This window comes from Pedobacter cryoconitis, assembly GCF_014200595.1.
GTDB classification, from domain to species: Bacteria; Bacteroidota; Bacteroidia; order Sphingobacteriales; family Sphingobacteriaceae; genus Pedobacter; species Pedobacter cryoconitis_C.
Genome location: NZ_JACHCG010000003.1, coordinates 286260 through 299317 on the forward strand (window position 1 = coordinate 286260; position 13058 = coordinate 299317).

The following is a 13058-nucleotide window of genomic DNA, read 5'->3' on the forward strand; positions in this document are numbered from 1 at the left end:
CTAAAACTATAAATTTTCTAGAATTTCCAGAAACTTTTCTTTCACTAAGGGCTTGATTATAAATTCACAAACTTCGTCTATATTTTTTGATCTCTCCATTTCATGCGGGGAGATAGAGGAAGAGACAATATAGAGTTCGTTTCTCTTCACAAAAGAAGGGTATAATTCCTGGTATTCAGCCAAAAACTCCCATCCATCCATAACTGGCATATTCAGGTCCAGAAAGATAACATCCGGCAGAAGTTCCTTTTTATCCTGGATTTCTTTCAGATGTGTAATCGCTTGCAGTCCATCTGAAAAGACTTCTACCTCCACATTTTCAGAGACTTTCAGCATTGTTTTTTTTGTAAGAAATACAAAAATATCATCATCATCGATGAGGTACACTTTTTTCATTACCAATTCATATTTTGATTTATAAATTCTATAGAAAAAATAGAACCCTGGTCCGGAAGACTTTCCACCCAAATTTTACCTCCCATGGCTTCCACCTGGGTTTTAGTCATAAATAATCCAAGGCCTTTTGCATCAGGATGGCGGTGAAATACCTTTCCAATTTTAAAGATATTGTCTTTATGTTTAACAAGGTCTATACCCAATCCATTATCCTGAACAGTCAGCACAATATTTCCCTCCTTCATTTTAGAGGCGAGGTTCAGTGACAGTTGTCTTTCTGGCGACTGGTATTTAATTGCATTACTGATCAGGTTATAAAAAATACTTGCCAGATATTTATGCGGATATAATACTGCTGGTGCATCTTCAAAGTCCACCCTGATTTTTGCTTTTGCTTTCTGGATCTCGACATAGAGTCCGTCAAGTGCTTCCTGAAGACAAGTACTAAAGTTCAGCCTGTCCAGTTTAATATCTCTGTCTAATCTGATCTGTATAGATTCTACCAGCTCATTAAATGTACTTTTCAGATTTTCTATGACAGGTTCGAGTTTGGAAACCAGCATTTTCTGCTCTTCAGCATCTTCGGCTTCCTGTATAAACTCTGCCAGCATCGCCATATTAATTAACGGCCCGCGTAAATTATGGGAAACTACATTACAGAAATCTATCAGTTGTGTATTCTGAATAGCCAGCTGCTCCATAATCAGCGTTTGCTTTTCTTCCAGTAGTTTTCGTTCCGTAATATCTATTCCAAAACCAATCACCATAATGAAATTCCCCTTTTCATCATGCATAGGGAACATCCTTCTTAAAAAGGTGATATTATTTCCATCAGGGTCTTTCTGGCTTTCTTCCCAGCCTATCGCCTTTCCGGTATTCTTTACTTCAAGGAACTGTGCTCTGCGCGCTTTCGCTATCTCCGGATCACGGTTCCTGAAAGCACCATATTCAAAGTCATCCTTTCCTATAATGAACTTTCTGTATTCTTCATTTTTAATCGCCATTGGATTGGCAAAAAGATACTTATGATCAGCGTCAAATACAACAATATCCTGCGGAATATTATTGAGAATACTCTCATAAAATTCTTTAATACTATTATTAATGACAGGAAGTTTGAGTTGTAACAAACTGGCTACCTGCTGTGCAAGCAGGGCAAGCCCCTTATGCTGGTCCTGATTTAGTGTAATTTGTTTCGGGCCGGCCACACTTAAATGTCCAATAACCAGATTCTTATTCACAACTACAGGTATAGCGATCAGAAACGGGAATATGTCGTTGATCGAATTGTCTCTGGGAGTTTCAGTCAGGTCAATACCCAGTTTTGCTTTATACCATATCCGGTTATTATCAACAAAAGTGATAGCCGAAACCGGTGCCTGTGTAATAATAGCAGCAAGTTTGACGATATTGTCAAACTCCTGTTCTTCACCAGTATCCAAAATTTCCAACACATAAAGCGCAGCAATTCTGTCAGCTTCATTCCTAAGTGATGGGATATTAATCATATGCAGGTTTCAGTCAACAATTTTGACGATACAAAGCTAGTTATTAGATTGATTCTTTTATTAAAAAGAAAAAGCCTTGTGATCATTTATCCAAGATAGAATTTTTTCTCCACATTCAATCCTGCTCTAAAGTAAACAGTCGTTCTTTTTATTCACCATTTCAATAATTATGTGAATAAAGACCGCCCATTTTGTTCATTATCTTTAAATAAATTGAGAAATTGTCAGGATGTTTGAATATTTTAGTGTTTTAAATGGTTATGAGACAAAACTTTAGGTGGCAGGAAAGACACAACACTGAGGATATGATGGGGTACGCTGAAAAGAATAAAAACTTTCTCACGATCATTGAAAAATGCAACGAACTAATATTTTTTACTAAAAAAAACGGCGACTTTATTCATGTTACCACCGCTGCTGAACAACTATTCGGTTTTAGCAATCAGGAGTACGCCGGATTCAACCTGACGGATACTGTACATCCGGAAGAGCTGAATCATACCAGGGAAAGGCTTCAGCTTGTACTTTCTTCTCCGGGTGCGAATGTTAATTTGAAATTCAGAAGCAGAACCAAACAAAACGAGTACCGCTGGATAGAAGGTGTAGTTACCAACTTATTAGAGGAGAGTATGCAGGCGCTAATGTTCAGATTTAATGATATTACAGACCGGGTAAATGATGAAAATGAACAGGCCTTGCTGCTTCAGGATTTTACCAAAAGAAATCAGGATCTCAATCAGTTTGTTTATATTATATCCCATAACCTGAGAACACCTCTTGCCAATTTGATAGGCTTGATTAATATTCTGGAAACCGATCTCCTGGACGACTACAACAAAGGTATTGTGGACTTGTTTAAATGTTCTACAGACAGGTTAAGTGAGACGGTATTTGACCTTACCCATATTTTGACCCTGAAAGACAATCAGGGTGTAAAAATCACGAAAGTTAATGTGCAGAAAACATTTGAAAAAGTATGTCACTCGTTTAATGAACAAATTAAACAGCTTGGTGTGATCCTGACCAGTAATTTTGATTGCACATATATACATTTCAACAAAAGTTATCTGGAAAGTATATTGATGAATTTGTTGTCAAATGCGATTAAATACCGCTTGCAGAACAGACAGCTTGAAATCAATTTAAACCTAACCATGGATGAGCACAATAACTGTACACTGCGTTTTTCGGATAATGGAATGGGTATTGACATGAATGTCAACAAAGACAAGCTCTTTGGTCTTCATCAACGCTTTCATAACCATATTACCGGGAATGGAGTGGGCTTGTTTATTACGAAGTCACAGATTACCTCTATGGGCGGAAATATCGAGGTTCAAAGTGCAGTAAATGAAGGAACGACTTTTACCATTACTTTTAAGGGCGAACCTGTTAACTTGTTAAACCAGAACCACCAGCCTGTCCTACAATAGATTCTATTGCCATATTTAATTTCTGAGAAGAGTCATTCAGGAAGTTCAAAGTCTGTTGGGTATCTTCTCCGGGATATTTGATCAGGAACTCAGTTAAACTCATAATATTTGCCAGCGGAGCCCTGACCATGTGACTTTGTATCCAGGCGATTTCTTTCAGGTCTTTGTTCTGACGTTCGATTTTCTGAATGTAATTAATCCGTTCAGAAACATCTGTTGCCAAAACCAGACGTGCTTCTCGCTCTTCGAACCGGATGGTATTGGTCTCAATCTCTACCGGAAAAACCTCTTTATTTTTATTAATATGAATTAATATCCCGGAATAATCCCTGTTCTTAATCATACTGGTCAGATCCATCAGTTTACTGCTTTCTGATTGCGGACGAATATCCACAATATTCATTTGGAGGAATTCTTCTTTGGTATAACCATATTTATTACAGGCTGCATCATTTGCATGCAGGAATTTGCCATTCTCCATGTCAAAGACATACATTGGAACGGGATTGGCTTCGAAGGTATTTCTGAAATAGCGTTCTGAGGCATCCAGTCTGGAAATCAGGCTTGCTTCTTTTTTAATAGTCTGCTCCAGGCCATTCAGGACTTTACTGATCAGCATCACACTAATTAAACTTACAAAAATAAGATTACCCGAGTAAGATGCCCAAAGTGGCAGATCATAGCTTTGCAATAACGGACTTTCAAAGAGTTTATACTGGATGACAGCCCCAAAGCCAGCGCAAATCAGCACATTTAATCCTACGAGCCAGTAGGCCGCGGGACGGGGGAAAATCATAGCAGAAAAAATCGTAATAATAATCAAATAAAGTACTCCGGGCCCCTCTGAGCCTAAAACTGCTATATAAATGATCGCCAGCACATATAGAAGAAATAGTGCCAATATTTTCCTGGTATGAATCATGATTTTCTTATTGAAAATAATAGATAATAGGGCAAATACAAAAACAACGTTGAACCATTGCACGATAGTATTGCCGGCAAAAAAACCAAAGGTGACTGAAGAGACAAATGCAACTATGCTGATGACAAAACCATAGCTGATCACATTTCTGAAAAGTCGTTTCCGCCAAAAGACATGCTCCTCTTCTGAGGGGTCTGAATTTCTGAGCACCGCCTGTTCAATCAGCCGCTGCATCCTCCACCAATGTTCTTTGATTGAAAACATAAACTTTATCCCCAAAGATTAGCAGGATAAACACCTTCGTCCGCAAGCTTTTGTAAGGCAGCTTTAACCACCGGCGCATCTTCTTTAAAAGTCACCCCAAACCATTTAGCTTGTGTAGGAATCATCTTCACGACACCCTCACCAGATTTAATCAACAGATCGGCAACCTCAGGAATAAGGAATTCTGCCTTTAAATCAGTGGTATTGTTGTCCAGAAATTTATAATATTCCTGTTCAGACCAGTTTACAAAGTCTGGTGTGAAACAAAAGAAATTCATACTTACTTTAGTATCCAGTGGAAGTTCCTGAACTGAATCACCTGTTTTGGTAAATGCTTTACCGTCTTCTTTATAGATTTCTTTACGTTCAGTAATACTTACAATCTCCTGCGCTGCATTTACATTAATCTCTCCGCGTGTTACCGAACCGTTATCACTTAAAGTATTTTTTAATTCATATCCTATACAAGCATATTTATTGACTGCTATAGCTGTAGTCAAAAAGTTATAAGCTTGCTTAAAAGCATCAAAACCATAAAAATCATCCGCATTAATTACTGCAAACGGGCCATCCAATACCTCTTTACAGCACAATAACGCATGTGAAGTTCCAAAAGGTTTTGTCCTGTCTACAGGGATATTTCTACCACCACTAAAGCTTTCCAGTGATTGATATACATAATCTGTAGCAATCTTATCACTCAATTTAGGCTCAATAACTTCTTTAAATGCAGCTGAGAATTCCTCTCTTATAATAAAGATGACCTTTCCAAATCCAGCTTTTATAGCATCATAAATGGAATATTCCATTATAGTTTCTCCCGAAGGGCCAAAAGATTCAGTTTGCTTATTACCGCCATATCTGCTAGCCATACCAGCAGCAAGAATAACAAGAGAAGGTTTTGTTGTATCCATAGAATTTTAAATAGTTCAATATAAATTAGCAAAAGTTACTCCATCTTTTTATTCAGTGCTTCACCGGCATTAATAAAATTACAATGTACCTTTGTATGGAGCGAAAAATAACTATGATTGACAATTTTTCAAGCGATGCAGCATTCGATAGTTTATACTCCCTGAGAGCGCAACAGCTATCTTCTATCCACTGGACTCCTATAGACGTTGCTAAAAAGGCCGCTATACACCTTACTGGAGGAGAAGGAAAGAATATTCTGGATATAGGAAGTGGGGTGGGTAAATTTTGTCTTGTAGCTGCTCAATTTTTTCCAGACCATATTTTTCATGGTGTGGAGCAGAGGAAAGCGTTAGTAGACGAGGCAATTATTGCCCAAAATGCAACAAGGATAACCAATGTAAATTTTATCCACGCTAATTTTAATGAACTTAGCATGGATGATTATGATCATATCTATTTTTATAATTCTTTCAGCGAAAACTTATTCCATTATAAGCCTATTGATAACCTGGTTGATTGTTCCGAAGCTATTTATAATGAATACCTTAGTCAGTTTTACAACTTACTGGAAGAAAAACCTTCAGGTACAAGAGTAGCAACCTTTCATTGCAGCAATGAATATGTGCCTTCTTCTTATAAAAGAGTTCAGCATATTACCGGGGAAGCTCTAAAGCTTTGGATTAAAAGATAAGTTGCGTTATGAAATGATAAGTTAAGATTTTACGTCCAGATCCTCGAAGATTGAGTTTTTGCTCTTATATTCTTTAACCAGGTCTTTCATCAGGGTAACTACTTGCAGGTCATCACATCTTTTAGCGTGTTCTATCAAAGCATAGATCTGAAGCTGAATTTCATCGAATGCATATTCTCTTACTTTACCAATCATGATCTTTTCATGATGCGTAGGCATCGTATTCTCATTATCATTCAATAACTCTTCAAATAGTTTCTCTCCCGGTCTCAATCCAGAGTATTCAATCTGAATATCCTGATTAGGTACAAGCCCTGCCAGTTGAATCATCTTTTTAGCCAGGTCAACAATCTTTACAGATTTCCCCATATCAAAGATAAAGATCTCCCCGCCATCTCCCATACAACCAGCCTCCAGTACCAAACGGCACGCTTCAGGAATCGTCATAAAATAACGGGTAATCTCCGGATGGGTAACCGTAACAGGCCCTCCTTTTTCAATTTGCTGTTTAAACCTTGGGATCACTGACCCATTCGAGCCTAAAACATTTCCAAAACGGGTAGTAATAAATTTAGTGATCGGTTTAATATCAAGTTCATTGATATAACTTAACCCGTTACTGAAAATATGATCTTTATGGTGCAGGGAATTATTCAGCGATTGTACATAGATTTCGGCAATCCTTTTAGATGCTCCCATTACGTTTGTAGGGTTCACTGCTTTATCTGTAGAAATCATTACGAATTTCTGAACGCCGTACTTTACTGCCTTGTCAGCAATAGTTTTTGTGCCCAGTACGTTGGTTTTAATCGCTTCACAAGGATTATCTTCCATTAGTGGTACATGTTTGTATGCACCGGCGTGATAGACGTAGTGAGGCTTAAAAGTACTGAATAGATGTTCCATCCGTTTTTCATCACGTACGTCACCAATAAAAGCATGGAAATTCTGGTTTTTTGCTGTTTCAGTTAGTTCCAGGTACAACTCGTGAAGTGCCGTTTCAGACTGATCACATAAAATAATCAACCCTACTTCAAATTTCGTCAGCTGACGAACGATTTCACTTCCGATTGATCCGGCAGCGCCAGTAATCAGAATACGTTTATTCTTAAGCTGATGCCCGATTCCCTCAATATCGATATGAATAGATTTCCTGTCCAACAGATCTTCGATATTAAGTTTTTTGATTTGAGTAGGCTGTAACTTCCCGTCCGTCCATACATTAGGAGGCGGAATGTTTAATACTTTAATCCCGTTTTCCAGGCAAACATCGATAATTTGATTCTTTCTCTCTTTAGGAATAGTGTACGATGCAAAAATAATTTCATCAAGCTGATGCTCAACAATCAGGTTCACGAGATCTTTAGCATCAAGAATTTTTATCCCGTCAATCGTTTTACCCATCTTCCGCTGATCGTCATCTACAAAGGCAATGATATTTTTATTGACATGAGGATCATGGTCAAAGGTTCTTTTAGTAGCGACGCCTGCTTCACCAGCCCCATAAATCATAACCCTGATCTTGTCGAGCTTTAAGTTTTTGATATAAATAAAGAAATATTTAATCAGAACACGGTAAGTAATTAATAAAAGAAAGCTTGACAGACCGTTGATGATTAATATACTATTAGGAATAATAGCATTATTACCGGTAGCAACAAAAGCCATATTAACCAGAAAAAAAGTACTGTTAATAACAATTACTGCATATAGAATCCGAAAAGTATCTTGCGCACTTGTATATCTGATGATTCCAGAAAAAGTCTTAACCTTTAAAAAAACCAACGTACTGATTACAGTAGTCACCAATACATTCCTGCTAAATTCTACATAATCTAATGTAGAAAGATCAAAATTTCTTTTGATTAGGTATGCCAATGTTAGCGATATAAAACATATCGTTAAATCAAGCGTAAATATTATCCATCTGGGTACTATGTTTATCTGACTGAACAAGATTTTATATTTTAATAATCCACAAATTTAATCAAAAAATCATACCAAGTTGAAAATACCTATTTTCATTTATTAAAACATCAAAATAGATATATTACTATTTGATCAAATAACATCAAAATAGGTTAAAAACATAACACAAAAACCTATTTAAATTTTCTATTTAAATAAAAAAATCTTAAAAATATAATTTCGGTTTTAAAAGCATATCCATGAAATTTCAAATCTATGACCTAAATAATGAACATTTTATTAGTCCACTGTCTGCTAAAACTAAAAATCTTTATAAATATTTCTAAATGAAGAACGAAGACCTATAGTAAAAAACCGTTGTTTGTCAATGTATTCACTATTGCTTTCTTTTCTATAAGTCGCATCAAATTCTAATCTTAAGTTATTTTTAGGATTTAGTAAATATCCAAATTTTGCATCAGCAAAAAGGAGTTTAGTTTTTAAACCATGACCTATATTCACTCCGTAATCATCAACACGGGTAGTATAAGGCTTATAAATATCTTTCCCATAATTGAGACCATTTATATCTAAACCGTAAGTTGCTGAAGTTAACTGTAATCTGACATCAAATCTTTTGTACCTATAACTAACAATACCAAGATACTCTGCAAAATTTGCCCCAAACGGATGAGCTAAAGGTTGATTATAATGCCCATAATTTTTGTAATGATCTAATGCTGAATAAGAATAAGGCCTTACTCTATTCATTTCAATCTGAGCACTTAGATTTTTGACTTTAAAAATATCAAACCCCTTAATTCCAAGTTGTCCGCCTTGTTTATTAGCCCAATATCCTGTATTCGCAAAGACTTCTTTAAAAGTAAATTCATTGATCATTAATTGTCCGTAAGCCACATAACGATCCGCTATTTTATAACTGGCATTAAATCCAATCAGCGCTTTATCAGGAGATCCGTTTGCATATTCAGTTGGTCTCATAAACATTACGGGATTTACATAACTAAAATCAAAACCTCTTGGCTTCCACATAATATTTTCAAACAAGCCCAGGCTTAATCTTTTAGTAGCATTCCAGCTTAAATAATGGAACAGACCATATTTCTTCGGAAAAGGGGTTTCATCATCAAATGGCGTTTCGTTAAAATCGATAAATTGAGCCCACATAGCCATATAACGAACACTACCTAAGGTTGCTGTTACCTTGAAGAATGGATAATTAAATGAATTATCTGATAATAATAAAGATCTGTAACCGTCTCCGATAAAGTTTTTATCATATCCTAATTGGAAATTCACATATTTCGATGGCGTATACGATAATGTTCCTCCTGAATAAGCATAATCAAATCCTCCTGTACCGTAAGTTTTTGCATATCCCTGCCCGGGAACAACTCTGTTAGTAGTAATATAATCAGTAATATAACGGGCAAACTTCCCCTGATTTTCATAAAAATGGCTTGTAAAAGAGAATTGTTTCCCTATTTTACCTCCTAATTCAATACCACGTGTATTGAGCCAGATTGTATTACTTCCTTGCCTGCCAATTTGCATATCAGGAAGAAAATCAAGGTAAAATGAATAATCTTTATCATTGACTTCTACAAGGTGCTGTTGAAAAATCTTCCTAAACAACCAATTTTTATTCTGCCAATCTTTCTCAAGCGGCATTACACTTTTTAATATACTGTCTTTACCAAGACTGTCTATATCACTTGCAATATAAGGGAGCAGGGATGTATGAATCCGTTTAGAATTATTAAAATATATATCTTTCCCCAATTTATTATTAAGATCATGATCAATCGGTAATAATTCAGACTGACCACTAGCCTTATTAATTATTAACGCAAAGAAAATGCAGCAGACCAATCTAAGTTTCGTACAGTTCATAAAAGCAAAGTTATATTATTCAGGATAATTTATTGTGTTATGTGGATTAAAAGAACTTAATCTCCAATTAGTCTTGTAGAACCCTCAACAGCAAACCTACATACCAGGAAAATTATTGTAGTAAATATTAAAAATAAGAAAAATATAAAAATAGTATGTGGCATCCAAAATATAATTAAAGCATTTATAGCTAACTGAGCACTGGCGTAAATCGCAGAGATCGCTAAGTGAGGTATTTTTTTTTCATTAGCCCAATATTGATAAAAATGGCTTCTATGTGCCTCAAAAATATTTTCTTTCCGTATCAGCCTAAAAAATATAGTAGTAATCGTATCTAATCCATATAAAAGAAGAAATAGTAGATAACTAAAATCTTCTGTTTTAATAACTACCAGAAGCAAAAAGAAAAGAATAATGAAGGCTATGCCAACACTTCCGACATCACCAGCAAAACACTTAGCTTTTTTCCTGAAGTTGAAATAATTAAATACAAGAACTGAGATAATTGATGTGATTAAAAGATCAGTTGTAACAAATTCTACAATATAAATATTGACATAAAGTAATGTACAAAGTGTTATTAACGCATAGGAGCCTGTAATTCCGTTAATTCCATCCATAAAATTAATTGCATTAATACTTCCGATTACAAGTATTAATGCAAGAATTATCCAGAATATAGAAAGATTGAAAAGGTCCAGCTGATAAAATAATAGCGCTACAGCAATCAAATGGAATGCTATCCTTATTTTATTGCTAACGGGCTTTATATCATCTACGAAGCTTATAAATGAGATGATACCTAAACCTAAAAGGAAATAACCATATTCAAATCCAAAATAAAGAGGATATAACAAGAGTGCAATAGAAAAAATGATCCCTCCACCTCTTAAGGTAACATTACTGTGTGAACTTCTATGATTAGGCTGATCAATAATATTAAATCTACCAGCTATTTTAAAATAGAGCAGTTCAGCTAAAAATAGTACAATAAATCCTGTAAGTATTAACATTAAATTCATGAAGTATAGGCTAAGATTTTAGAAAAGAAAGAGCAGTGATCTTCAATCCTTCTTTGGATGAAAGTGGTAATTGTTTATTGAGCGCTTTCCTGAGTTTGTCATTGCTAACTACGTAACTCTCTGTAAGTTTATCCAAACGCTCAGTATTCAAAGGTAGAAGTAGCTTATCTCCCACATTTGCAATAAATCTGATTAAATTAGCAGGTATATGCCATAATCTAGGTTTTTTATTTAAGGAAGCAGAAAGTATAGTAACAACTTCATTCGTCGAAAGTGGTTCATCATCAGCAACATTATAAATGCCAGAAGGAATGTCTCTCTGTAAAATGAGTTCCTGAATGACGAAACAAAGGTTCTCTACACTTAAAAAAGAACGTTTATTATCAAAAGCACCCAGTGGATAAGGTATTCCCTTTCTTATTATCTGATATAGCAGATTGAGATTCCCTTTATTTCCTTCTCCATGTATCATACAAGGTCTAAGAATAAAATATGACTTTCCCGGTGGTAGCGGCTGGTTAGTAATATATTGTTCTGCCATAAACTTAGACTTCCCATAGTGAGTTTCAGGAACTGGTACTTCATTTTCAGTTAGTATGCCTTCAACCTTATCAGCGGCTGCTTTGACAGAACTGATAAATATGAATATACTGGCATCGGATTTTAAAAAAGAGTCGTAAAGTTTTTTTGTTAACTCATGGTTTACCTCATAATAAGCGTCAGGTGAAGACACTTTTTTCAAATCATGCGCCTTTCCAGCAAGATGGACAATAGCCTTCGAACCATTTAGCATTTCCGGATTTGACTCATTAAGTTCTGTCCTTGATAAACTTTGTATAGTTAATATCTTATTCAGGTAACGCTTCAAATTTACTCCTACAAACCCGGTAGCACCTGTCAGTGTTAATTTCATGATTATTATTAATTAGATAAGAGGACTTTACGCTCAATCTCTTTCCAGATTTCATGCTGTCCAAAATTCTCCAGAATAAAGGCACGTCCATTTTTCCCATGTTCCTTTATCAATGCAGGGTTATTTAAATACTTTCTGACTTTATTAACTATATCAGCTGGATCCAAATCAATGAACATTCCGGTTTTATTTTCCAGAATTGAATCTATACATCCTGTTGCCCTGGTCGTGAGTACCGGTAATTCAAAAGCCGAAGCTTCTAATACTACCGTTGGGAAACCCTCACGATAGGACGGTAAAATAAAAATATCTATTAAACGATAGTAAGGAGCAATATCTCCAACCAGTCCTGTATAAATGATACTTGGAGTGTTTTTTAAATAGAATTGAAGATCTTCGGACAAGGTGTCTCTTTCTTCTAAAGGACCAACTAAAAAAAGTTTAATATTTGATTCCACTTTTATTAATTCTTTCCAGGCAGTTAGAAGTTCACTAATCCCCTTGTCATTCACTAACCTGCCAACATAACCAATAATGCGATTTTCAGCTGTTATACCGTATTGTGCTCTAAGTTTCTCTATTTGTTCAGGTGTTATACTCTCTTTTTTAAACCTATCTATTGCATCAATTCCATTACAAGTGCCTTTATTTAAAAGAATATTTTTTTTGACTGCGCTCAGTTTATCACCATTTGAAATCTTTAAAACCGAAGGACTTACACACACTACCTTTGTGGCTAAAGAGCCTGTAAAACGCTCAACTGTCTTTAGTATTAAACGCTTTAAGCCTTTTGAAGTCTCAAACATCAGTCCATGACGAAAATAAACCCTGATTTTTACTCCGGCTAAATAGGCAGCTATCATTCCTAATAGCCCACCTTTTGGAGTATGTGCAATGACAATATCAATCTGTTCCCGCTTAATAAGCCGAATCAGCATATAAATAGCTTTTATATCTTCGATTATATTTACTTCTCTTAAACTATTTAAACCTATTGGTGTAAATCCTTTTTGTTTTGAATAATCCGTAAGATGAACTGATGATTGACAGGCCACATAAAATTTAACGCCTTTTTCCATAAAATAATCAAACTGATCACCAATGAAGTATGGTAATACAAAAGATATATTTACTACGTGCAGAATCTTCTTGTCTATCATTAAAAATGTATC

11 protein-coding genes are annotated in these 13058 nt (G+C 35.4%); 2 read left to right on the plus strand and 9 right to left on the minus strand.

Annotated features, from left to right (window positions below; translation table 11 throughout):
• Nucleotides 1-6: 6 nt before the first annotated feature.
• Both HDE70_RS18470 and HDE70_RS18475 read right to left on the minus strand, forming a co-directional pair.
• Entirely contained in the window at nucleotides 7-396 is a 390-nt protein-coding gene (locus tag HDE70_RS18470) for a response regulator (RefSeq protein ID WP_183868240.1), read from the minus strand.
• On the minus strand, nucleotides 396-1904 hold the full coding sequence (locus tag HDE70_RS18475) for a sensor histidine kinase (RefSeq protein ID WP_183891493.1): 1509 nt from the start codon (nucleotides 1902-1904) through the stop codon (nucleotides 396-398). Before HDE70_RS18475 ends, HDE70_RS18470 begins: the two co-directional genes overlap by 1 nt.
• A gap of 260 nt (nucleotides 1905-2164) precedes the next feature.
• On the opposite strand from HDE70_RS18475, the gene HDE70_RS18480 reads away from it, so the two are divergent.
• A complete protein-coding gene (locus HDE70_RS18480) occupies nucleotides 2165-3337 on the plus strand; it encodes a PAS domain-containing sensor histidine kinase (protein WP_183891494.1) in 1173 nt (390 codons plus the stop codon).
• On the opposite strand, the gene HDE70_RS18485 is transcribed toward HDE70_RS18480, so the two are convergent.
• Complete coding sequence (locus HDE70_RS18485; RefSeq protein ID WP_183868243.1) at nucleotides 3297-4523, minus strand: PAS domain S-box protein; 1227 nt, start codon at nucleotides 4521-4523, stop codon at nucleotides 3297-3299. The two genes, HDE70_RS18480 and HDE70_RS18485, sit on opposite strands and share 41 nt — an antisense overlap.
• 5 nt (nucleotides 4524-4528) lie before the next feature.
• Nucleotides 4529-5437 carry an NDP-sugar synthase gene (locus HDE70_RS18490; protein ID WP_183891495.1) on the minus strand — a complete coding sequence of 303 codons (909 nt, stop codon included), beginning with the start codon at nucleotides 5435-5437 and terminating at the stop codon, nucleotides 4529-4531.
• 95 nt (nucleotides 5438-5532) lie between these two features.
• Between HDE70_RS18490 and HDE70_RS18495 the strand changes: the two genes are divergently transcribed.
• Nucleotides 5533-6129 (plus strand): class I SAM-dependent methyltransferase, encoded by a 597-nt coding sequence (locus HDE70_RS18495; protein ID WP_183891496.1) that lies wholly within the window; start codon nucleotides 5533-5535, stop codon nucleotides 6127-6129.
• Between the two features lie 21 nt (nucleotides 6130-6150).
• On the opposite strand, the gene HDE70_RS18500 is transcribed toward HDE70_RS18495, so the two are convergent.
• From HDE70_RS18500 to HDE70_RS18520, 5 genes are all read right to left on the minus strand, one after another.
• On the minus strand, nucleotides 6151-8085 hold the full coding sequence (locus HDE70_RS18500) for a polysaccharide biosynthesis protein (RefSeq protein ID WP_183891497.1): 1935 nt from the start codon (nucleotides 8083-8085) through the stop codon (nucleotides 6151-6153).
• Nucleotides 8086-8358: 273 nt separating this feature from the next.
• Nucleotides 8359-9951 carry a hypothetical protein gene (locus tag HDE70_RS18505; protein ID WP_183891498.1) on the minus strand — a complete coding sequence of 531 codons (1593 nt, stop codon included), beginning with the start codon at nucleotides 9949-9951 and terminating at the stop codon, nucleotides 8359-8361.
• Nucleotides 9952-10007: 56 nt separating this feature from the next.
• Nucleotides 10008-10973 carry an MraY family glycosyltransferase gene (locus HDE70_RS18510; protein ID WP_260161269.1) on the minus strand — a complete coding sequence of 322 codons (966 nt, stop codon included), beginning with the start codon at nucleotides 10971-10973 and terminating at the stop codon, nucleotides 10008-10010.
• 10 nt (nucleotides 10974-10983) lie between these two features.
• Nucleotides 10984-11886 (minus strand): NAD-dependent epimerase/dehydratase family protein, encoded by a 903-nt coding sequence (locus tag HDE70_RS18515; RefSeq protein WP_183891499.1) that lies wholly within the window; start codon nucleotides 11884-11886, stop codon nucleotides 10984-10986.
• A gap of 8 nt (nucleotides 11887-11894) precedes the next feature.
• Nucleotides 11895-13046 (minus strand): glycosyltransferase family 4 protein, encoded by a 1152-nt coding sequence (locus HDE70_RS18520; protein ID WP_183891500.1) that lies wholly within the window; start codon nucleotides 13044-13046, stop codon nucleotides 11895-11897.
• Between the last annotated feature and the right edge of the window lie 12 nt (nucleotides 13047-13058).

Excerpts from the sequence above, each read along its gene's own strand:
- HDE70_RS18515 (WP_183891499.1), bottom strand. The coding sequence starts at position 11,886 with ATGAAATTAACACTGACAGGTGCTACCGGGTTTGTAGGAGTAAATTTG.
- HDE70_RS18470 (WP_183868240.1), bottom strand. The coding sequence starts at position 396 with ATGAAAAAAGTGTACCTCATCGATGATGATGATATTTTTGTATTTCTT.
- HDE70_RS18520 (WP_183891500.1), bottom strand. The coding sequence starts at position 13,046 with ATGATAGACAAGAAGATTCTGCACGTAGTAAATATATCTTTTGTATTA.
- HDE70_RS18490 (WP_183891495.1), bottom strand. The coding sequence starts at position 5,437 with ATGGATACAACAAAACCTTCTCTTGTTATTCTTGCTGCTGGTATGGCT.
- HDE70_RS18510 (WP_260161269.1), bottom strand. The coding sequence starts at position 10,973 with ATGAATTTAATGTTAATACTTACAGGATTTATTGTACTATTTTTAGCT.
- HDE70_RS18475 (WP_183891493.1), bottom strand. The coding sequence starts at position 1,904 with ATGATTAATATCCCATCACTTAGGAATGAAGCTGACAGAATTGCTGCG.
- HDE70_RS18480 (WP_183891494.1), top strand. The coding sequence starts at position 2,165 with ATGAGACAAAACTTTAGGTGGCAGGAAAGACACAACACTGAGGATATG.
- HDE70_RS18495 (WP_183891496.1), top strand. The coding sequence starts at position 5,533 with ATGGAGCGAAAAATAACTATGATTGACAATTTTTCAAGCGATGCAGCA.
- HDE70_RS18505 (WP_183891498.1), bottom strand. The coding sequence starts at position 9,951 with ATGAACTGTACGAAACTTAGATTGGTCTGCTGCATTTTCTTTGCGTTA.
- HDE70_RS18485 (WP_183868243.1), bottom strand. The coding sequence starts at position 4,523 with ATGTTTTCAATCAAAGAACATTGGTGGAGGATGCAGCGGCTGATTGAA.